The organism is Neorhizobium alkalisoli, assembly GCF_002968635.1.
GTDB classification, from domain to species: Bacteria; Pseudomonadota; Alphaproteobacteria; order Rhizobiales; family Rhizobiaceae; genus Neorhizobium; species Neorhizobium alkalisoli.
On the sequence record NZ_PVBN01000002.1, the window covers coordinates 379,728 to 400,558 of the forward strand.

Annotated in this window: 16 protein-coding genes, 1 tRNA gene and 1 pseudogene; 5 read left to right on the top strand and 13 right to left on the bottom strand. The window is 61.0% G+C overall.

The features are described 5' to 3' along the window. Window positions 1-42 precede the first annotated feature (42 nt). Complete coding sequence (locus C5L13_RS06350) at window positions 43-1,404, top strand: APC family permease (protein ID WP_105382407.1); 1,362 nt, start codon at window positions 43-45, stop codon at window positions 1,402-1,404. On the opposite strand, the gene C5L13_RS06355 is transcribed toward C5L13_RS06350, so the two are convergent. Beyond that, window positions 1,405-2,088 (bottom strand): HAD-IA family hydrolase, encoded by a 684-nt coding sequence (locus C5L13_RS06355; protein WP_280952600.1) that lies wholly within the window; start codon window positions 2,086-2,088, stop codon window positions 1,405-1,407. 222 nt (window positions 2,089-2,310) lie between these two features. Between C5L13_RS06355 and C5L13_RS06360 the strand changes: the two genes are divergently transcribed. Further along, window positions 2,311-4,041, top strand: coding sequence for a catalase (locus C5L13_RS06360; protein ID WP_245423264.1), 1,731 nt, complete (start codon window positions 2,311-2,313; stop codon window positions 4,039-4,041). 41 nt (window positions 4,042-4,082) lie between these two features. Here C5L13_RS06360 and C5L13_RS28675 read toward each other — a convergent pair whose 3' ends face one another. Next, window positions 4,083-4,220, bottom strand: a complete 138-nt coding sequence (locus tag C5L13_RS28675; RefSeq protein ID WP_170117207.1) for a hypothetical protein — start codon at window positions 4,218-4,220, stop codon at window positions 4,083-4,085. A 110-nt stretch (window positions 4,221-4,330) separates the two neighbouring features. On the opposite strand from C5L13_RS28675, the gene C5L13_RS06365 reads away from it, so the two are divergent. Then, window positions 4,331-5,101 (top strand): SDR family NAD(P)-dependent oxidoreductase, encoded by a 771-nt coding sequence (locus C5L13_RS06365; protein WP_105382646.1) that lies wholly within the window; start codon window positions 4,331-4,333, stop codon window positions 5,099-5,101. A gap of 58 nt (window positions 5,102-5,159) precedes the next feature. Here the strand turns inward: C5L13_RS06365 and C5L13_RS06370 are convergent, their stop codons facing one another. The 3 genes from C5L13_RS06370 to C5L13_RS06380 form a co-directional block, all read right to left on the bottom strand. Then, window positions 5,160-8,342 (bottom strand): efflux RND transporter permease subunit, encoded by a 3,183-nt coding sequence (locus C5L13_RS06370; RefSeq protein ID WP_105382408.1) that lies wholly within the window; start codon window positions 8,340-8,342, stop codon window positions 5,160-5,162. A gap of 124 nt (window positions 8,343-8,466) precedes the next feature. Beyond that, a complete protein-coding gene (locus C5L13_RS06375; RefSeq protein ID WP_105382409.1) occupies window positions 8,467-9,651 on the bottom strand; it encodes an efflux RND transporter periplasmic adaptor subunit in 1,185 nt (394 codons plus the stop codon). Window positions 9,652-9,707: 56 nt separating this feature from the next. Further along, window positions 9,708-10,505, bottom strand: coding sequence for an alpha/beta hydrolase fold domain-containing protein (locus C5L13_RS06380; RefSeq protein ID WP_105382410.1), 798 nt, complete (start codon window positions 10,503-10,505; stop codon window positions 9,708-9,710). A 155-nt stretch (window positions 10,506-10,660) separates the two neighbouring features. On the opposite strand from C5L13_RS06380, the gene C5L13_RS06385 reads away from it, so the two are divergent. Further along, entirely contained in the window at window positions 10,661-11,596 is a 936-nt protein-coding gene (locus C5L13_RS06385; RefSeq protein ID WP_105382411.1) for a LysR family transcriptional regulator, read from the top strand. A 115-nt stretch (window positions 11,597-11,711) separates the two neighbouring features. After that, the gene (locus C5L13_RS06390; RefSeq protein WP_105382412.1) at window positions 11,712-12,899 is read left to right on the top strand and encodes an MFS transporter; all 1,188 of its coding nucleotides are present in this window, start codon (window positions 11,712-11,714) and stop codon (window positions 12,897-12,899) included. On the opposite strand, the gene C5L13_RS28925 is transcribed toward C5L13_RS06390, so the two are convergent. The 8 genes and pseudogenes from C5L13_RS28925 to C5L13_RS06430 all read right to left on the bottom strand — a co-directional run bounded on the left by C5L13_RS28925 (window position 12,896) and on the right by C5L13_RS06430 (window position 20,736). Then, window positions 12,896-13,696: a BA14K family protein gene (locus C5L13_RS28925; protein WP_170117214.1), complete on the bottom strand. Its 801-nt coding sequence runs from the start codon at window positions 13,694-13,696 to the stop codon at window positions 12,896-12,898. The genes C5L13_RS06390 and C5L13_RS28925 overlap by 4 nt on opposite strands. A gap of 146 nt (window positions 13,697-13,842) precedes the next feature. Then, window positions 13,843-13,918: transfer RNA gene (locus tag C5L13_RS06400), tRNA-Lys, on the bottom strand. A gap of 228 nt (window positions 13,919-14,146) precedes the next feature. Then, window positions 14,147-15,064: a PhzF family phenazine biosynthesis protein gene (locus C5L13_RS06405; RefSeq protein WP_105382413.1), complete on the bottom strand. Its 918-nt coding sequence runs from the start codon at window positions 15,062-15,064 to the stop codon at window positions 14,147-14,149. A 62-nt stretch (window positions 15,065-15,126) separates the two neighbouring features. Next, window positions 15,127-15,879 (bottom strand): DNA mismatch repair protein MutT, encoded by a 753-nt coding sequence (locus C5L13_RS06410; protein ID WP_105382414.1) that lies wholly within the window; start codon window positions 15,877-15,879, stop codon window positions 15,127-15,129. Next, on the bottom strand, window positions 15,876-16,982 hold the full coding sequence (locus tag C5L13_RS06415) for an endonuclease/exonuclease/phosphatase family protein (RefSeq protein ID WP_105382415.1): 1,107 nt from the start codon (window positions 16,980-16,982) through the stop codon (window positions 15,876-15,878). The genes C5L13_RS06410 and C5L13_RS06415 overlap by 4 nt, the downstream gene beginning before the upstream one ends. A gap of 49 nt (window positions 16,983-17,031) precedes the next feature. Continuing rightward, on the bottom strand, window positions 17,032-18,060 hold the full coding sequence (locus C5L13_RS06420) for an ABC transporter ATP-binding protein (protein ID WP_105382416.1): 1,029 nt from the start codon (window positions 18,058-18,060) through the stop codon (window positions 17,032-17,034). Then, window positions 18,048-19,742, bottom strand: a complete 1,695-nt coding sequence (locus tag C5L13_RS06425) for an ABC transporter permease (protein WP_105382417.1) — start codon at window positions 19,740-19,742, stop codon at window positions 18,048-18,050. The genes C5L13_RS06420 and C5L13_RS06425 overlap by 13 nt, the downstream gene beginning before the upstream one ends. A 12-nt stretch (window positions 19,743-19,754) precedes the next feature. After that, a pseudogene (locus C5L13_RS06430) lies at window positions 19,755-20,736 on the bottom strand (ABC transporter substrate-binding protein). Between the last annotated feature and the right edge of the window lie 95 nt (window positions 20,737-20,831).

The following is a 20,831-nucleotide window of genomic DNA, read 5'->3' on the forward strand; positions in this document are numbered from 1 at the left end:
CATTAAGCGAGACGCATGAGATTTTGCAGAGGGAGGACGAAAATGGATCAGCCGGTAACGGAACCGCAGGACGAAAAGACGGAACTTAACCGTGTCATCGGCCCTGGACTTCTCCTGTTGTTCATCGTTGGCGACATCCTCGGGACCGGTATCTATGCCCTTACGGGGCAAGTGGCGGCCAGGGTGGGAGGCGTCGTCTGGTTGCCCTTCCTGGTGGCTTTTGTCGTCGCGCTGTTGACGGCCTGCAGCTATCTGGAGCTGGTCACCAAATATCCTCGCGCCGCCGGCGCGGCGCTTTATGCCAACAAGGCGTTCGGCATTCATTTCGTCACCTTCCTGGTCGCCTTCGCCGTCATGTCCTCGGGCATCACGTCCGCGGCGACCGCCTCGCGCGCCTTTGCCTCCAATTTTGCCACGTCTCTCGGTCTCGATCTCGGAACGTGGGGCGTTCCGCTGATTGCCGTCGGCTTCATCGTCCTGGTCAGTCTGATCAATTTCCGGGGTGTCGGCGAAAGCCTGAAGATGAACGTGCTGCTGACGGTCGTCGAGCTCACCGGCCTTCTGATCATCATCGGCGTCGGCTTCTGGGCGATTGCCGGCGGCCAAGGAGATGTCTCCCGCGCCTGGACGTTTGCGACCCCGGAAGGCAGCGGCATCTTCTGGCCGGTGATCGCGGCAACCACGCTCGCGTTCTTCGCCATGGTGGGCTTCGAGGACTCGGTCAACATGGCGGAGGAGTGCAAGGAACCCAGCCGTATGTTTCCGAAGGTCCTCCTGAGCGGTCTCGTCATCACCGGCCTGATCTACATTCTCGTCGCGATCTCGGCGATCACGCTGGTGCCCGCCAACGAGCTTGGCGAAGGGGAAACCCCGCTCCTCAAGGTAATTCAGGCCGGCGCGCCCGGCTTTCCGATCAGCATCTTCGCCGTCATCACGATGTTTGCGGTCGCCAACTCCGCCTTGATCAACATGATGATGGCGAGCCGGCTCATCTACGGCATGAGCCGCGAAGGCGTGTTGCCGACCTCGCTCGGCAGGGTGCATGCGGTTCGCCGGACCCCGCATGCCGCGATCTTCTTTACGTCGCTGCTCGCGATAGCTCTCATACTGTTTGCAGGGGGCGTGCCGGCCCTCGGCGGCACGACGGCTCTGCTGCTGCTTTGCGTCTTCGCGGTGGTCAATGTGTCCGTGCTGGTGCTGCGCAAGGACAAGGTCGGACACAAGCATTTCCGCACGCCGACCATCCTTCCGGTGCTGGGGGCAATCTCCTGCACCTTTCTCGCCGGCCCCTGGACCGGGCGCGATCCGATCCAGTACGTAATCGCCGCCTGCCTCCTGGGGCTGGGTGTGATCCTCTGGTTCGCCACGGTTCAGATCATGCGCACCAGCCGGCAACCGGCGTGACTAGGATCTCGCCACGACCGAGAGCCGCCCGTCATCGCCGATATGCGGCATGACATCCCTATAGCCGGGCAGTCGCGGGTGCGTCGTATCCATCGGATGACTATGAGTGGCTGTGATGACCAGGACGTCGGCGCCGGCAGCCTCCCCTGCCTGAACACCGGCCAGCACGTCTTCGAACACCAGAACATCCGAGGGTCTGACGCCGAGCCGTTCAGATCCTAGGATGTAACCCTGCGGGTTCGGTTTGCCGACCGTCACATCTTCCGCGGTCACCATGTAGCGCGGTTGGACAATCCCGGCAGCTTCGAGCCTGCGTTTGGCAAGTTCGATCGGAGACGATGTCACGATTGCCCATCGTTCCGGAGGTATGGCGGACAGGAATTCGACGGCGCCGGGAATCGGCACGACCCCTTCCACGTCCTCGATTTCCCCTTGGAGGATCACATCCGCCTCTTTCTGAGGATCAATGCCCGGAAGATTGAGTGCCGTGATGGTGTCGATGCCGCGCTTGCCGTGCATGGTCGGCAGGAATTTTTCCACATCAAGCCCCATGGCCGCCGCCCATCGGCCCCAGACGCGTTCGGCAGCAGCAATCGAGTTCAGGATCGTCCCATCCATATCGAACAGGAACACGGCATAGTGTTTTTCCGGAAGGACGATCTTTGCTTCGGACGATAAGGACAAGGGACGTTCCTTTGTGAGGCGCAGTGCGGGAATCGAGCGACGGATTTTCTCCCCCTTGGACTAACGTGTGGCCACGATAGAGGCAAATGACAGATAGGGTCCAAGACGCGATAATTGCGAGGTTCTGAGGAACAATGTCCCTAGGCAGGAGTTACGGCCTCGTGGTCGCGCCCTTTGCTTCCGCAAGCGATGCGGCGCGCCTTTCTCCAAGGAGGGATGAAGATGGACGACAAGACCAATCCGCGCGCTCCGGGCGGCATGCCCGAGGGCTCTGGGGACCGCACCTTGACGAACCGCCAAGGCCACCCGATCACGAACAACCAGTCGCAGCGCACAGTCGGCAGCCGCGGCCCGGCGACACTCGAAAACTATCCATTTCTTGAAAAGATAACCCATTTCGATCGCGAACGCATTCCCGAACGCGTGGTCCATGCACGCGGTTTCGTCTGTTATGGCGAGTTCGAGGCGACCGGAAAAATCGGCGACGAACCCGCCTCGAAATACACTCGCGCAAAACTTTTCCAGGCGGCGGGGAAGAAGACACCGCTGGCGATCCGTTTCTCCACCGTGATCGGTGGCCGCGACTCCTCGGAAGCCGCCCGCGATCCCCGCGGCTTTGCCGTGAAGTTCTACACCGAGGATGGCAACTGGGACCTGGTCGGCAACAATCTTGCCGTCTTCTTCATCCGCGACGCGATCAAGTTTCCGGATGTGATCCACTCGCTGAAGCCTGACCCCATCACCTTCCGGCAGGAGCCGAACCGTATCTTCGACTTCATGAGCCAGACACCGGAATCCATGCACATGCTGACGCATCTGTTCAGCCCGCGCGGCATTCCGGCGAGCTACCGGCACATGGAAGGATTTGGGGTCAATACCTACAAGATGGTCGACGCAAAGGGCGATACGGTGCTCGTGAAATACCACTTCCATCCGCGTTGCGGCCTCGCAAGCCTGACCGCGGCCGAAGCGGCAAAGGTACAGGGCCAGGATCTCGGTTCCGCGTCGAAGGATCTTTATGAAGCCATCGAGCGGGCCGACTATCCGCGGTGGGACATGTACGTCCAGATCATGGACGACCACGATCATCCCGAACTGGACTGGGATCCGCTCGACGACACCAAGATCTGGCCGGAGAAGGATTTCCCGCTTCGCCACATCGGCGTCATGACGCTGAACCGCAACGTCGAAGACCATTTCAACGAAAACGAACAGATCGCCATGGGCACGGGCGTGCTGGTCGACGGCTTGGACTTTTCCGACGACAAGATGCTGGTCGGCAGGACGTTTTCCTATTCCGACACCCAGCGCTATCGCGTTGGCACGAACTACCTTCAGCTTCCCGTAAACCAGGCCAAGAACGCCAAGGTCTCGACCAATCTCAACGGCGGACAGATGTCCTACCGTCGCGACCTCGCCCCCGGACAGAACCCGCATATCAACTTCGAACCATCGATCCATAACGGGCTGCACGAGGCTGCGCAGGAAGCGCCGAACAATCCCCCCGAAATCCACGGCCGCCTGACGCGCAGCGTCATCGAACGCCGCAACGACTATATCCACGCCCGCGGCCGCTACTCTACGATGATGGATTGGGAGCGCGACGATCTCGTCTCCAACATGGGCGACCTGCTCGGCCAGTGCGAGCGCGACGTGCAGGAACGGATGGTCTGGCACTTCTTCATGGTGCATGACGATTACGGCAGGCGCGTCGGCGAAAAGCTCGGCATCTCCGCCAATGATGTCAAACATCTAGGCCCGCTGCCGAAACAGGTTTTGACCGAAGCTGAAAACAATCGCCTGCAGAACCTCGGCAACAACGCCGACAAGATCGATCCTGCGGTGTGGGGCCAATGGACCAGTTCCGTCAAGAATTATCGCGCTTCCGCAGAGGAAGTACTGACGGGGAAACTGCCGAGCCAGGGGATGACGCAGAGCCAGGCGGCGGAATAGCTGCTTTTCCTCGACCTTCCCGGACGTCTCCGGGAAGGTCGTCATTTCGAACGCATATGGGACACGGCATAGCTGCATGCGACGCCCAACGCGATCCCAATGGCAATGCCGATCCCGACATTGTCGAAGAATGCCTCTCCCAGAACTGCGCCAAGACCGACGCCAACCGCTATTCCCATGGCGATACTCATGCCGCGCAAAATAGCGTCAGCCAGTGGCGAGACTTTGGCGTCTTGCCGCTTTCGGCCGTTCTGCGATAAAGCTCGCGAACAAGCGAGCGGAGGAGCATGTGACTGCAGTTTCTGTCCGGCATACGGATCTGGCCGATCGCGGCGTGCTGATCACAGGCGGCGGATCCGGCATTGGAGCCGCTCTCGTCGAAGGTTTTGCGGAACAAGGCGCCAGAGTTGCGTTCCTGGACATTGCCGAGCAACAGAGCCAAAAATTGGCGGGTCGGCTGTCGGAAAAGTCTGCTCACCCGGTTATCTATCTGAAAGCCGACTTGCGTAACGTCGCAGAGACGCAGGCTGCCGTGGATGAAGCCGCCGCAAGGCTCGGTTCGCTCTCAGTGCTCGTCAACAATGCCGGCTGGGACGACCGGCATGAACTCGATGCGGTAACCGAAGAATACTGGGACGACAGCCAGGCGATCAATCTGAAGCAGATGTTCTTCGTTTCGCAGGCCGCGGTACCGCACATGCGCAAAGCCGGCGCTGGCGCGATCGTCAACTTCTCCTCGATCGCCTATCTGCTCAACATGGGAGAGATGCCGGCCTACACGACCGCCAAGGCCGGCATCATCGGGCTGACGAAGAGTCTTGCGGGAAGGCTTGGGCCGGAGAACATTCGCGTCAACGCCATCCTTCCGGGCATGATCGTCACCGAACGGCAGAAGGAACTCTGGCTGACAGAGGAAGGCATCGGCAAGATGGTTGCCCGCCAGTGTCTGAAGCGGGTGCTGACGGCGGAAGACCTCGTCGGTCCCTGCCTGTTCCTCGCTTCAAACGCTTCCGCCGCCATGACGGCTCAAACGATCGTCATCGACGGCGGCGCTTTGTAGAAAAACGGATTGCCGCGCGGGCTCCCGGTGGAAGAGCCCGCGCGGCCTGGAGGTCAGCTTACTCCGCTGGAGAGAGAGCGGGCGCCGCCTCCGTGCCGTGCTGCCGCAGAGGGCGGCCGCCGGTAAGCAAACGTGCCAGCATGTAGAAGACCGGCGTCATGAAGATGCCGAAGAAGGTCACTCCGATCATGCCGGAGAAGACCGCGATACCCATTGCGGAGCGCATTTCCGAACCCGCCCCCGTCGAGATGACCAGCGGCACGACGCCCATGATGAACGCCATGGATGTCATCAGGATTGGCCGCAGGCGCAGCCGGCTCGACTCCACGGCCGCCTGGAAGGGCGTGCGGCCCTGGAATTCCAGCTCCCGAGCGAATTCGACGATCAAGATCGCATTCTTCGCTGAAAGCCCCACCAGCACCACGAGCCCGATCTGGGTGAAGATATTGTTGTCTCCCCCGGTGAGCCACACCCCGGTCAAGGCGGCAAGCACACCCATCGGCACGATCATGATGATCGCAAGCGGCAGGGTCAGGCTCTCATACTGCGCCGCAAGCACGAGATAGACGAGCAGCAGTGCCAGCGGGAAAACGACGATGCTCGAATTGCCTGCCAGGATCTGCTGATAGGTGAGATCCGTCCATTCGAAGTCGATACCTGAAGGCAGCGTCTCATCCAGGATTTTCTCGATCGCCGCCTGTGCCTGGCCCGAAGAGAAGCCCGGCGCCGGACCGCCGTTGATGTCGGCAGAAAGGAAGCCGTTGTACCGCGTGGCGCGCTCCGGACCTGTCTGCGCATCCACCTTCAGCAGCGCCGAGAGCGGAATCATCTGGCCGGACTGAGAACGGACCTTCAGCTGGCCGATGTCCTCGGGCTTAGCGCGGAATTGCGCATCCGCCTGGACCCGGACGCTGTAGGTGCGGCCGAAGGCGTTGAAGTCGTTGACGTAGAGCGAACCGAGATAGATCTGCAGCGTTTCGAAGACGTCGGTCACCGAGACGCCGAGTTGTTCGGCCTTGGCGCGGTCCAGATCCGCATAAAGCTGCGGCACGTTGATCTGGAAGCTCGAGAAGATCCCGGCGAGTTCCGGCGTCTGGTAGGCCTTGGCAAGCACCGCCTTGGCCGCTTCGTCGAGCGCTTGGTTGCCCAGACCCGCACGGTCCTCGATCTGCAGCTTGAACCCGCCCGTCTGGCCGAGGCCGTTGACCGGCGGCGGCGGGAACATGGCGATGAACGCATCCTGGATGCCGGCGTATTTCTGGTTCAACGCCATGGCGATGGCGCCCCCGGAAAGCTCCGGCGACTTGCGGGCTTCGAAGTCGTCGAGGATCGCAAAGACGATGCCCGCATTCGAGCCGATCGTGAAGCCGTTGATCGATAGCCCCGGAAAGGCGATCGCATGTTCGACGCCCGGCTGTTCCGTGGCGATGTCACTCATGCGCTTAATCACCTGCTCGGTACGATCGAGCGTGGCACCGTCCGGAAGCTGGGCAAAACCGATCAGGTACTGCTTGTCCTGTGCCGGCACGAACCCGCCAGGGACGGCATTGAACATGCTGTAGGTCAGGGCGACCAGCGCGAGATAGATGACCATCACGAGGCTCTTGCGCGAGAGCAGTCCGCCGACCGTGCTCCCGTAGCCGTTGGATGCCGCCCCGAAAGCCCGGTTGAAGCCGCGGAAAAACCATCCGAAGATCAGGTCCATGAACCGCGTCAGCCAGTCCTTCGGCGCATGATGTCCCTTGAGCAGGAGCGCCGCGAGCGCCGGCGACAATGTCAGCGAGTTGATTGCCGAGATCACGGTCGAAATCGCGATCGTCAGCGCGAACTGCCGGTAGAACTGGCCGGACAGGCCGGTGATGAAGGCGAGCGGTACGAAGACCGCGACCAGAACCAGCGCGATCGCGATGATCGGGCCGGACACTTCCTTCATGGCGCGATAGGTAGCGTCGCGCGGACTGAGCCCGTTCTCGATATTGCGTTCGACGTTTTCGACCACGACGATCGCATCGTCGACGACGATGCCGATCGCGAGGACCAGCCCGAAGAGGGTCAGCGCGTTGATCGAGAAGCCGAAGGCATACATCACCGCGAACGTGCCGATGATCGAGACAGGAACGGCAATCAGCGGAATGATCGAAGCCCGCCACGTCTGAAGGAAGAGGATGACCACGAGAACGACGAGCGCGATGGCTTCGAGCAGGGTCTCGATGACCTTTTCGATCGAGGCACGCACGAACTTGGTGGTGTCGTAGACGATCTCGTATTTGACCCCGGCGGGCATGGCCAGCTGGAGTTCGTCCATCGTTGCCCGCACATTGTCGGCGATCTCGATCGCGTTCGAACCGGGCGCCTGCAGGACAGCGACGGCTACGGCCGGCTGACCGTCGAGCAGAGAGCGCAGTGTGTAGTCGGCAGCCCCGAGCTCGATGCGCGCGACGTCGCGAAGCCGGGTGATCTGGCCCCTATCGCCGCTCTTGACGATGATGTTGCCGAATTCTTCCGGCGTCTGCAGACGGCCCTGGGCATTGACGTTGAGCTGCAGGTTGACGCCTTGCGGGCTCGGTGACGCACCGATAATGCCGGCCGCGGCCTGGACGTTCTGCGAGCGGATCGCGTTGCTGATGTCGCTTGCGGCGAGCGAATGTTCAGCCGCCTTCTGCGGATCGATCCAGACGCGCATGGAATAGTCGCCTGCCCCGAAGACCTGCACCTGCCCGACACCCTCGATCCGCGCAAGGCGGTCCTTGACGTTCAGCGTCGCATAGTTGCGGAGATAGGTGATGTCGTAATTGCCTCCAGTGGAGACCAGATTCACGACCATGATGAAGTCGGGTGAGCTCTTGACCGTTGTGATGCCGAGCGCGCGCACTTCCGCCGGCAGCCGAGGTTCGGCTTGCGAAACACGGTTCTGCACGAGCTGCTGCGCCTTGTCCGGGTCGGTGCCGAGCTTGAAGGTGACGGTAACGTTGAGAACCCCGTCGGACGTCGCCTGGCTCGACATGTAGAGCATGTCTTCTACGCCGTTGATCGACTCTTCGAGCGGTGTTGCCACCGTCTCGGCGATGACCGTCGGGTTTGCGCCGGGATAGGTGGCGCGTACGACCACGGATGGCGGCACCACGTCCGGATATTCGGAAATCGGAAGGGCGCGCATGCCGATAAGGCCCGCAACCACGATAAGGATCGACAAGACGGCTGCGAAGACCGGCCTATCGATAAAAAACCGGGAAATATTCATGTCAAAGCCCTCTCTCCGGGGTTGAACAAGAAACGGAAAGCGCCCGTCCCGCAGCCGGATGGCTGCAGGCGACAAAGGCGTCGGTGATATTTTGAGGCTGACCGGTCAGATACCGGTCAGCGGATTATTTCGTGGCGACCTTCGCCTCGTCCTGAGGCTCTACGACCGCACCGGGACGGATCCGCTGCAGACCGTTGACGACGATCCGATCGCCGGCATTGAGGCCCTTTTGGACGATGCGCATGCCGTCGACCGTTGAACCCAGCTCCACCTGCCGGTATCCGACGGTATTGTTTGCATCCACCACGAAGACGAACTTCTTGTCTTGATCGGTCCCGACCGCCTTCTCGGTTACCAGGAGATGATCTTCCGCCTTCGGCTGACCCATGCGAACCCGCACGAACTGGCCAGGAAGGAGGCGACCGCCCGGATTACCGAAGACGGCGCGCACGCCGATCGTACCGCTCGCCGCATTCACCTCGTTGTCGATAAGCTGCAGCTTGCCGCGGATGGAAACACCATCGCCGGCAAGCGTGCTCACTTCAACCGGCACCTGTTCGATTGCGGGAGTGTCGTTCTCGGATGGGAGCTGCGCCAGTATTCGACCGACCAGTTCCTCGCTTGCGTCGAAGCTCGCATAGATCGGGTCACTGGAGACAAGGGTCGTCAGCGGCGAGGATTCAGAACCGGCCGCCACCAGATTTCCGACGGTGATTTCCAGCTTGCCGACCCGGCCGGCGATCGGCGCACGGATTTCCGTATAGTCGAGATTGAGTTGCGCCACCCTCAGGGCCGCCTTGGCGGACTGAAGATTGGCCAACGCCTCGCTCTGGGCGCTCTGCCGCTGGGCAAGATCACTCTGGGAGATAGTGTTCTTGGCCGCAAGGTTCTTGCCGCGTTCCAGTTCGGTGGCGGCAAGCTGGACCTTCGCCTCGGCTGAAGCAACCTGTCCTTCGGCTTGAGCGACCGCTGCCCTGTAGGGCTCCGGATCGATCGTCACCAAAAGCTCTCCCGCCTTGACCAGTCCGCCTTCACGGAAATGGACCGACTGGATGATGCCGCCGACGCGCGGACGGATTTGCACCCGGTCGACAGCTTCCAGCCGGCCGGAGAACTCCTGCCATGTCGTTACGCTACGTGGTTCGACCGTCGCGACGGTGACCGGAACGGCGGGCGCCTGCGCGGATGCCGACGCCGGCGCAGCATTGGCGCCCTGCGGCAGGTCGAGATAGACCGAGGCGCCTGCGATCAGGGCGGCCGTGCCCAGTCCGGTGCCCCATAGGGCCCAGTTCTTGATCTTCGATGTCATTGTACTCTCCTTGCGGCCCAGTAAACCGGCCGCTATTGCCTTCAAAATATTACACGTTACGCACTTAATTCTTGGACGAATCCGGCAAACTCGGAGCACAATGACTCCATCCATTTGCCGTCGCCGTCCCTGTAAATGCCCGTCCAGCCACAGCCGGCCGGGAAAATCTTACGTCGCACCGAAACTCCGGAAGCGGCTAGCCGATCAGCATAACCAACCGACTCGTCCCGCAACGGATCGTCGTCCGATGTCACGATCAAAGCCGGCGCAACGCCCGAAAGCCGCGAACAGAGACAGGGGACTGCGTAAGGGTGCTGGAACCCGCATGCCGAGCGGAGATAATGGCTCCAGCCCGCTGCCCAACGCTCGCCCATGCCGATTTCATCCGCTTTGCGGAAGGACCGCGTCGCCATCATCGGATCGATCATCGGCGACAGAAGGACCTGGCCGCTCAACTGACCCGGCATCTGGTCCCGCGCCTTCAAAGCCACACCGGCTGCGACATTGCCTCCGGCTTCGTCACCGGCAACCAGCAACAGAGACTTTGCGCCCCCGAATTGTTTGCGTCGGCTGCTCAGGCAATCAAGCGCCATGAAGGCGCATTCCATCGCCTGAGGAAAAACGTTGTGCGAAACGCTGCTGTAGTCGGCCTCCAGCACCACCGCACCGGTCTCCGCCAGAGCTTTGCCTATCGGACGCTCCGGTTCGGCGCGCCCTTCATCCAGAAAGGCTCCTCCCCGAAGATAAAGCACCAGTGGCGGCGTCTTGCCCTTTGCCGTACTTTCATACAGACGCATGGGCACAGGCGGCTTGGCCGACCTGTCGAAAGCTATATTTTCCCATTGCACCGTCATTGAAAAATCTCGCTCGACACCCTTAGTGACAGGGGTGCTTGTCGCCAATTTCAAAGCTGATATTATTATTCGAGCAAAATCATACTAGATCACGACATTCGACAACACTGTTCCAAATTTCAGGACAATGCTGCAACGCAGCGGAGACAGATCCCATGGACCAGCTTTCAGCAATGCGCGTATTCGTGCGCGTGGTGGAAACCGGCAATTTCACGCGCGCTGCCGCGACCCTCAATATGCCGAAGACCACGGTCACCAACCTTGTTCAGAGTCTAGAAGGACGTCTTCGCACGACGCTGCTCAACCGGACGACTCGCAGGGTGATGGTGACGACCGATGGCGCGCTCTACTACGAGCGGGCCGTGCAAATCCTGTCCGAGCTGGATGAGCTTGACGGCAGCATGTCCAATTCCCAGACCCAACCATCCGGCCGTGTACGGGTCGAGATGGCGGGCGCCTTCGCGGATCTGCTCGTCATACCGTCGCTCTGCGACTTCTATCAACGGTATCCGCAGATCAAGCTGGATATCGGCGTCGGCGACAGGCTGGTGGATTACATTGCCGAAAACGTCGACTGCGCGCTGCGTGCCGGTACGCCGACCGACCAGTCGTTGATCGCCCGCAAGGTGGGCGAGATCGGCATGCAGGCCTACGCTGGGCCCCTCTATATCCGCAACAAAGGGGTGCCCGAACATCCCAGGGACCTTGGCGCCGATCATTTTTCGGTGGGGTATCTGAATGCCAACGCGGGCCGCGTGATGACGATGGAATTCACACGAGGCGAAGAGATCGTGGAGATTACGCCGAACTACATCGTGTCCGTCAATGATGCCCGCTCCTACCTGAATGCCGCCATCTCCGGCATGGGCATCGTCCAATCGCCGCGCTTCATGGTGCGTGAGGCCGTGGAGAAAGGCGATCTGGTTCAGGTGCTCCCCGACTGGAATTGCGAATCCCTGCCTCTCTACATCGTCTATCCGCAGACGCGCCACCTCAGCAACAAGGTGCGGGTTTTCGTCGACTGGCTCGCCAAGCTCGTGCAGAACCTGAAGATCGAGGAAAATCGCGAGCAGATCCGCAAGGCCAGCTAGAGATATCGTCCCTCCCGGCCGAAGTCGTGCCTTCGGAATTTTGATGCCTCGACTCATCTGCCGATGATAAAGCGCTGCCTGAGGGGTCTTCGTTGGTGATCGGATTAGGCAAAGCATGACACGCTGGGGACATGTCGCAGTCGCCGTTATGGGTGGCATCGCAGCCGCTCTTCACATCGGCAAGGTACCCCCCGCGATCCCCATGCTCCGTACCGAACTCGGCATCGATCTGGTCGCTGCCGGGTGGCTTATGGGCCTGGTGAGCGTCCTTGGGGCAGCTTGCGGCATATTTATCGGCCGCTTTACGGATTACCTCACCCACCGGCGCGCCATGGCGCTCGGGCTCGGCCTGCTGGTCCTCGGAAGTCTTGTGGGTGCCGGCTCGAATTCGGAGATGCTGCTCTTCGCAAGCCGCGCCATCGAGAGTGTTGGGCTGATCATGGCGTCCGTCGCAGCACCCGGTTTGATCGCAGCGTCCATCCAGCCGCGCGACACCGGTCTCGCTTTTGCTCTTTGGGGTATCTGGCTTCCCGCGGGTGTGTCGGCAATGATGATGGTCTCGCCTTTTCTGCTGCCGAGTTTCGGCTGGCGCGGGTCCTGGGTTTTTGCGGCCGCCGCCTGCCTGATCCCAATGATCGCCCTGATGCTCATGAAGATCCCAAGGCCTGTTCACGCCGACCGATCCTCGACATCGCTTGCGTCCGCCGTCGGCCTGACTGCCATACGACCGATCTCATGGATCATTGCCGGCATCTTCCTTGCCTACAGTTCCAGTTTCATGGCCGTCTTCGGCTTTCTGCCGACATTGCTCATCGAGGAAATGGGGATCGGCCTTACCGCCGCCTCGATAATGACGGCACTTGCCGTGCTGGCCAATGCCGTCGGCAATGTGTTGGGCGGTATCCTTGCCCGTTGGGGCGCGTCCCGCTGGACGCTCATTGCCGGCCCCTGCCTCTTGCTGACGCTCACCGCCTTTGTCGTCTTCGGCCACGGCTTTCCGCTCTGGATGCGTTATGGGGCCGCCGTGGCTTACGCCATCTCCGGCGGTCTCCTACCCGCAACGATCATGGGTGCCCTGCCTGTCTATGCCCCTCGCCGCGATCTGGTCGGGACATTCAGCGGTTTCGTGATGCAAGGTTCCAATATCGGCCAGTGCTTCGGTCCGATGCTGCTTGCATCGATCGTCGGCATCTCCGGCTGGTCCGGGGCGCCCTATTATATCCTCGCCACTACGCTGCTCGGGTTCGCCCTCGCCCTTTGTCTCCGGCAAATGGAACAACGGATCGCCGCGCCGGCTGCTTAGCCGTATGGCGACTGACAGGCGCGGCGCGGGCCGCCATCGAAGGGCTGGTAGCTGTTGTCGTCGGGCCGATAGGAGCGATAGCGGCCGAAGCACCATTCCTCATGCACCCCTACCGGAGTAGCACTATCGGCTGCCTCAGGTTCCGCATAATCGGCCTCGATGCCGTAAGCCGGCTGATCATCATACGGGATTTCCTGCCGTTGAGGAGGCCGCCCGTCATCCCGTGACATTTGCCGATCGTCCGGCCCGGCCGCGACGTCCTCCGCGATAGGTGCGGCAGCTTGTGTCACCGTAGCTCCCGGCGCCTTGCACTGACGTCGCGAACTTCCACCATAGGGCTGATAACTATTGTCCTCGACGCGGTAGGAGCGATAGCGGGCAAAACACCACTGAGCCTGAGCCGGAGTTACCAACGGAGATGGAGGGATGGTACCGCCGACATCTTGGGCAATGGGCATCGGATTGGTCATTTCGTCCGACGGCTTCGAACCGACTGAGGCAGTAACGGTGTTGTCGATCGCATCAGGCGTGGGCTCGCTCCCGCCAGTCGATGCCGCCACCGGTGTTGGAGCAGGTGCGGCCGTCGGGTCCGATGCGGCAACCGCCGGCAATCGTTCCAAATTCTGATCGGCCGTGTCCACCTGTTTCGGCTTGGTAGTCCAGAGGTCCGGTGTATCCATGTGAGCGAATTTATGCGGCTCTGGTTCGGCGATCACATTGGCGGTAATGATCACGCCGCTCAAGAAGACCAGCACCAGCAGCACAAGGCTTGCTAAGAAGAAAAGTATGGGCTTCATGGCAGCGCTCCCGTTATAGGTTTTACGCTCCAAATGCCGATCGAAGCCTCTCGGTTCCGCTTAAAAAGCGAATTGGACCAAGGTCTGAATCACGGATGTTTACACCGCGAAATCGTGCTCGACTGTAAATCCATGACCAGAAAGAATGGTGGGTGATGTAGGGCTCGAACCTACGACCCGCTGATTAAGAGTCAGCTGCTCTACCAACTGAGCTAATCACCCAAGAACCAACTGCGGCGAGGCGTCCTCGCCAGCGGTGTGAGGGCGTATAAAGGGGATCTTCCGGCTTGTCCAGCGCTCCTGCGAAAATTATTTGCCCGAGCAGTCAAAAAATCAATGCAGGCGAAAACCCGGCGGCGTCCAAGTCGGGCCGCATGGCTGCTCCTGGCCAAAGGGAAACCCTTTCAACGGCTTAGTATAGCCTGTGTCATAGACGAAAAATCGGTGTCGTCAGATATCCAGATTGCCTTCTGCAATCCGCACCGCCTGCCCGCCGATGCGGCCCCTTGCGATATCGGCGTCCTTCACGTCGATATGCAGATGAATGTAGGATGGTCTGCCCATCTCGATCCCCTGCTCCACCAGGATCGGATGGTGCCCGTCCGGAAGCGAATCGAAGTGGCGGATGGCGCCTGACAGAGCAGCGACCGCCGCGCCCGTTGCCGGATCTTCCGAAATACCCATATCCGGCGAGAACATTCGCGCGTGGAATTTCGCCTGATGGTGCACGCCGCCGCGGCAATAGACATAGGCGGAAGCCAGTCCACCCTCGACAAACGGGGCAGCTTTCTCCCACAGGACCGCGTCGAACTCGAGGTTTCGGACGACCCCGATATTGTGCAGCGGAATCATCACGAACGGCACGCCTGCACTCCAGATCGAGACGACGTGATTCTCGAAGCCGATATCCGTCTGCTTGACGCTCAGCGCATCGGCCAGACCCTGTCGATCGAGCGGCAAGCTGATCTGCTGAGACTTTCTGGGCATGTCGAACTCGGCAAATCCAACCTCCCCCGCGCGTAGACGCACCGCGCAGCGCACCGGTCCGACATTTTCCTCCAGCACGCAGACGAGATCCATCTCGACGCTACCTGTCCCGTAGTCACGTTCGGCAAGCGCGACCGCCGTACCGACCGTCGGATGCCCTGCGAAAGGCAGCTCCCTGCCGGGGGTAAAAATGCGTAGCCGTGCAGCATAGGCGGGATTTTCGGAGGGCTGCACAAAAACGGTTTCGGAAAGATTCATTTCCTTGGCGATAGCCTGCATGGCCTCATCTGCCAGACCGTCCGCGTCGAAAATCACTGCCAGCGGATTGCCGGAAAGCTTCTTATCGGTAAAGACGTCATAGATGCTGTAGCGACGCGCCAACGGCAACTCCCTCCATGAATCCGATTGCGCCAAACTGCCCGACCGGTTTGTCCGGCGCAACCCTATTCGGCATGGGTTTGCCTCTCTCGGAAATACCAGTCGAGAACCGGCAGCATTCCGACGTTGTAAGGATGGGCGGCATGGTCTGCCGACTGGATCGCCACTGGGCCGGCAATTTCCTTGTCCTCGGCGATCTGCATATGCCGCTCGATGCGGGCGATCATCTCATCCGCCGTCAGTTCAAAACGAAAAAGACGAAACAAGGTCACCGCCCGGTGAAAGTGAGCCACATAATATCCCGGGCTTACCGTCGCGTCCTGCAGGTCGATCCCCGTTTCCTCCAGCACCTCGCGCCGCATGTTGCGCTCCGGATCGCAGAAACCGTCTGCGACGTCCTCCGGCTCGAAGGAGCCACAGGCAAAATAGACCATGCCTGCATTGGCGGTATGCTCACCCATCCGGATTGCAATCAGGGCACCGTCAGACGACTCGAGAACCGGATAGGCGTAGATGTGAAGACCACCGTGCCGTTCCGGCTGCTTTCGCCACCAGAGAAAGGTGGAGAAGGGAATGACGTGCCCCTCGCTGAAAAGCCCGTCCTGCCCCAGGCCGATCCGCCGCTGAAGAACCATCCGCCCGTCGAACAGCGCCGGTTTGGCAGCAACCTCCTGCACCCAGTTTTCGGCAGCGGACTTCCGCTCTGCAATGTGGAAGGGATGATCGCCTGCGAGAACGCGCATCCGAACGCTCTTTACATGAAAGACCGTCTTCTCCGGCGGCCAGCCGGCAAAATCCTCGGAAAGTTCGGCGGTCATGCAAGCTCCAGCGTCATCACGACAGGACAGTGGTCGGAAGCCTTCGGCCGATCCCAGCCGACCCGCGGAAAGCGCTCCACCTCCTGGCCGGGAGGAAAAACCGTGCGATAGGGCTGGCCGCCTCTGACGATTTCGGGAATTGCATCCCGATTGCGCTCGGCAAGCGCTGGCGACAACCAGATGTAATCCAGCTGGCAAAGATGCTGCTCTTCCGGCCCGCGGGCATGGTAAAGCGTCCAGCGATCCATCACATCCCGTCGCTGCACGGGATTGAGAACAAAACCGTCATCCGTGAATACGTCGAGGGCGCTGACATCTTCCTGCCGCGGCTCGAAGCGGTAGCCCTCGCGCCGGGTGCCGGTCACCTGCACCTTCTCCTGGTAGTCGTTCATGTCGCCGCAGATGGCAAAGTCCCTGTCCGCGGTCCGGCCCGTGCCGAAACGGCGTTCGATGATCTGGCGCACCGCCCTCGCCTCGGCGACCCGGATCGCCATCGTGCCGGTCCGTCCATCGCCATTGTCGCGGGCGCTCATGGATTTGAAATGGACAACGTAGAGCGAAAACGGCTTTCCCCCGATCTTCAGATCCAGTTCCAGGCAGTCCCGCTTGAAGATCTTGTCATATGCCTGGTTGGTCAGGGCGAGTTCATCGTTGAAGAGGCCGAGATCCTGATAGGTCAGCATGGCGTGGCTGCGGACATCCACCACCTCGATCCTCTCGCCGGTCCGGGTATTCTCGCGCATCAGCACCGCCACATCGATGCCGCGGGAATCGTTGCCTTCGACAAGATACTTCTGGCGATAGCCATTGCCGACCATACGGTAGAGGTAGCCGTATTCGAAGGCCTCCAGCGCCGGCATGTTATCGACCTCCTGCAGGCAGAGGATATCGGCATCCGCTTCCGCAATGGCAAGCGCCGAAAGCTGGCGCGTATCGTCCGTCTCGGCAATCATGCGAGCCTGCTCAAGCTGCTGATAGATCGCCTTGTCCTGCACGTCGTAGAGCCTGAGGACGCGATCCTGGCGAAGCTGGTTGCGCCAACCGGAAAAATCAAAACGCGTCATCAGATTTTCGATATTGAAGGTGCCAAGTCGCAGCAACATACGGAAACCCTTGTTGCTTCGGCACCATAACTAGCACGCACCAGTCTGGCTACAATCTCCAGGCAGAGTTGATCACCACGGATAGCTGGTCGCCAACCTTCACCGGCTGACGGCTGAAGGCTCGCACAGCCTGTCCATCCGGCAGGGCCAGGCGCAAGGCGTAACGCTCACCTTCGAACAGAACGGAAAGCACCGTAGCCGGCAGGCCTTCCGGCGCCACCTCGACATCCTGCGGACGCACGAGCACATCCGCGGTCGGTCCGTTGCCGGATCTCGCCAGCATCGCCTGCAATGCGGCCCAATCCAGAAGGCGCTTGTCATCATGCGGTAATGGGAGCGAAAGGACCGTCCCTAGTCCGACCAGCCCGCCGACGAGGCGGCCCTCCGGCCGCGCATAGATCTCCTCCGGCGTCGCCACCTGCAGCAACCGTCCTTCCGACATGACAGCCACATCCGTCGCCAGCGCCATCGCTTCCGCCTGATCGTGGGTGACATAGATCATCGTCGCACCCGAGCGGGCATGGAACTCGCGAAAAGTCTCCTCCATCTCCTGGCGCAAGTGGCGGTCGAGATTGGCAAGCGGCTCGTCCAGCAGGACCACGTCGGGTTCCGTAACCAGGCAACGGGCAAGCGCGACGCGCTGGCGCTGCCCGCCGGAGAGATCGGCAGGACGGCGGTCGGCATAGCCTTCCAGCCGGACGGCGGCGAGCGCCTCCCTGACCTTGCGCTGCCGCTTTTCGCCGGAAACGCCGCGAACCTTGAGCGGATAGCCGACATTTTCGGCGACGCTCATATGCGGCCAGAGCGCGTAGGACTGGAAGACCATCGCCATGTTGCGGTGCTCGGGCGCCACCATGTCGCTTGCGTCCGCCAGCACCCGTTCGCCGAGCAGGATGGAACCGTCGGTCGGCTGCTCGAAACCGGCGATCATCCGCAGGACCGTCGTCTTGCCGCAGCCAGATGGCCCCAGAAGCGCCAGAAAGCCGCCTTCTCTTACGGTCAGCGACACGTCGTTGACTGCGGGTCTGCCACCCGTCTCGAACGATTTTGAGAGGCGGTTGAGGATCAGCTTCGCCACGGCACCACACCTTTCGGCAATCGTTTCGCCATCAGCTCCAGCGCTAGCATCATCGCGACCACCATAATCACGACGAGCACGGAAAGCGCCGACGCGAGATTGAAACTGCCGCTGTCGTCGAGATTGTAGATCGCCACACCGAGCGTCTGCGTACCCGCCGACCAGAGAAGCGCAGAGATGGTCAGTTCATTGCAGGCGATCAGAAAGACGAGGATCACCGAGGCACCCGCCGCCGGCGCCACCAGCGGCACGAGGATGTCTCTAAGCCGGCGGCTGAAGCCAGCACCCGCAAGCCTTGCCGCCTCCTCGAGCGATGGATCGACCTGACGAAAGGCGCTGACGACGGGCTTGAGGCTGACAGCGAAGAAGCTCGAAAAATACGCGATCAGAATGATCCAGATCGTGCCGTAGATGGAGACGCCGATAACAGGGATGGGGGCCGCGAAAAGCAGGATGAAGGCGACCGCGAGCACAATGCCGGGCAGCGCATACGGAATTTCCGCCAGTGCCGAAATGACGCGGGTAAAGCGGCTTTTTCCCCGCACCAGAAAGTAACCGGTGAGCACTGTCACCACCAGGAGACCGAAGGCCGTCGCAAGCGAGAGACCGATCGAATTGGTGAAGGCGGTGCGCGTCACCGCCTGCCGGAAGAGGATTTCCCGATAAGCGTGGAGCGTAGCGGTCGAAGTGTTCAGCGGCACGCCGTAGGCGGGCGCCAGCGAACTGGCGATAAGGGCGGTCAGCGGCATGAAGAGGATCACGAAGATCGTCAGCCAGAGCCCCAGTTCCGCCGGCCAGCGCCAGCTGCCCAGCCGGAAGACCGCGACCTGCCCGGAGAGGCCGATGACGCGATAGTCACGTCCCCGCAGCACCCTCTCCTCAACCGCAAGCCCCACGATCGAGAGAATGCCTATGAGCGCGGAAAGAAGGGAAACGTCTCCGAACGTGCCGGGGCCGAAACTTGCGAATTTCGAATAGATCAAAGTCGGAAGCGTATAGATCGAGGCCGGAATGCCGAGGATCGCCGGAATGCCGAAATTGCCGACGCAGGACACGAAGGCGATCGCCGCGCCGGCCGTGAAGCCCGGTAGCGACAGCGGCAGGATCACGTCCTTCAACACCTGCCAGGACGATGCTCCGGCAAGCCTCGCGGCCTCCACCCCATCACGCGGCAAGGCGAGCAAGCCTGCTCTCAGCGAGAGATAAACAAGCGGGGCATTCTGCACACCATAAAGCAGCGCGATCCCGCCGATCGAATAAAGTGGCTGTGGCGAGCCGAGCGGCGGCGCCATACCGATCGCCTTGAGGAGGGTACTGGAAGGCCCCGTCATGCCGATCCACGAGAGCGCCGTTACCTGCGGCGGGATCATCGTCGGCAGCATGAAAAGAAAACCGAGCGCAGTCTTGCCCCGGATGTCGAACAGCGTCAGCAACAGCGCGAATCCGCCCCCCAGCACCACCGCTGCTATCATGCCGAAGAACGAGGTGGTGAGCGTATTGTAGACCGCCTGCCAGAGCCCCGGATCGCCGAGCATCTGGCGCGCTCCGCCACCCGTTGCGGAAGCGATGCCGGTCACGGCAAGCCGCCCGAGCGGCAGCGCGCTGAGGAAGAAGATCACTGTTATGACAAAAGGAAACAGCCAGCGTGGCTGGCTGTTTCCTCGATGTGAGGCTCGCGTCATGAGGCGCTTATATCAGCCTTTGATGCCGAAGATATCCGAGAAGGTCTTGACGTCTTTCTCCGAGTTCTTGAGCGCTTCGGATGCCTTGATCGGCAGAACCTTGATCTGATCGCGAGGCGGGTAACCGGCCGGCAGATCGACACCCTTGCGGGCCGGAATGTAGCCAAGCTTTGCCGCGACCTTCTGGCCGTTCTCGGACAGAAGATAGTCGATGAACTTCTTGGCAGCGTCCGCATGTTTGGTGGAAGCAAGGATTGCAGCCGGTTCGGTGACGGCGGACACGCCTTCCTTCGGGAAGACGAACTCGACCGGCGCGCCCTTGGCCTTTTCACGGATCGGCAGATAATCGACGACCACACCGTAGGCCTTCTCGCCGGAGGCGACGGACTTCAGGACCGCGCCGTTGCCGCCGGCAGCGATCGCGCCATTCGCCTTGAGCTGCGTGTAATAGTCCCAGCCGAGACCCTGAACGCCGGCAAGCGTCTGGGCGTGAATCAAGGCGGCACCGGACGCAAGCGGGCTTGGCATGGCGATCAGGCCCTTGGCTTCGCTTTGCGAGATCGGCCCAGCTCGTCGGCTTCATCGCCGCCTGGGTGTTGTACATGATGCCGGTGGTGATCAGCTTGGTGGAGTGGTAATAGCCGTCGGCGTCGTAGAGGCTCGTATCGAAATTGGCGGCTTCCGGCGACTTATAGGCCAACAGCTGGCCGGCCTGCTTCATCCGCTCGAGGGTAACGGTGTCGGCGATCAGCAGAACGTCGGCTGCCGGGTTGCCGGCCTGAATCTCGGCATTCAGCTTGGCCATGATCTGCGGCGTTCCATCGCGCACCCACTGCACGTCGAGCCCCGGATTGGCAGCCTTGAAGCCATCGACGGTCGCCTGGGCGTCCTCGTTCGGCTGGCTTGTATAAACCACGAGATCGGCGGCCTCGGCAGCACCGGCAAGCATGCCGAAAGCCACGAGGGCCGTGAAAGCGGAGAGAAGGTTTTTCATCGGGGGCGTCCCTGTTCGAAGATAAGCGGCGGACGATAAGCATTCCTGATTGACAGCCATGTGACAGCTTCCGAGAAACTTCAAGCTTTTACCAC

What these genes read in the sequence shown, in the direction of transcription:
- C5L13_RS06370 (WP_105382408.1), bottom strand. Translation starts at nt 8,342, where the DNA reads ATGAATATTTCCCGGTTTTTTATCGATAGGCCGGTCTTCGCAGCCGTC.
- C5L13_RS28925 (WP_170117214.1), bottom strand. Translation starts at nt 13,696, where the DNA reads ATGAAGCCCATACTTTTCTTCTTAGCAAGCCTTGTGCTGCTGGTGCTG.
- C5L13_RS06375 (WP_105382409.1), bottom strand. Translation starts at nt 9,651, where the DNA reads ATGACATCGAAGATCAAGAACTGGGCCCTATGGGGCACCGGACTGGGC.
- C5L13_RS06425 (WP_105382417.1), bottom strand. Translation starts at nt 19,742, where the DNA reads ATGACGCGAGCCTCACATCGAGGAAACAGCCAGCCACGCTGGCTGTTT.
- C5L13_RS06385 (WP_105382411.1), top strand. Translation starts at nt 10,661, where the DNA reads ATGGACCAGCTTTCAGCAATGCGCGTATTCGTGCGCGTGGTGGAAACC.
- C5L13_RS06350 (WP_105382407.1), top strand. Translation starts at nt 43, where the DNA reads ATGGATCAGCCGGTAACGGAACCGCAGGACGAAAAGACGGAACTTAAC.
- C5L13_RS28675 (WP_170117207.1), bottom strand. Translation starts at nt 4,220, where the DNA reads ATGGGAATAGCGGTTGGCGTCGGTCTTGGCGCAGTTCTGGGAGAGGCA.
- C5L13_RS06410 (WP_105382414.1), bottom strand. Translation starts at nt 15,879, where the DNA reads ATGACCGCCGAACTTTCCGAGGATTTTGCCGGCTGGCCGCCGGAGAAG.
- C5L13_RS06360 (WP_245423264.1), top strand. Translation starts at nt 2,311, where the DNA reads ATGGACGACAAGACCAATCCGCGCGCTCCGGGCGGCATGCCCGAGGGC.
- C5L13_RS06380 (WP_105382410.1), bottom strand. Translation starts at nt 10,505, where the DNA reads ATGACGGTGCAATGGGAAAATATAGCTTTCGACAGGTCGGCCAAGCCG.
- C5L13_RS06415 (WP_105382415.1), bottom strand. Translation starts at nt 16,982, where the DNA reads ATGTTGCTGCGACTTGGCACCTTCAATATCGAAAATCTGATGACGCGT.
- C5L13_RS06390 (WP_105382412.1), top strand. Translation starts at nt 11,712, where the DNA reads ATGACACGCTGGGGACATGTCGCAGTCGCCGTTATGGGTGGCATCGCA.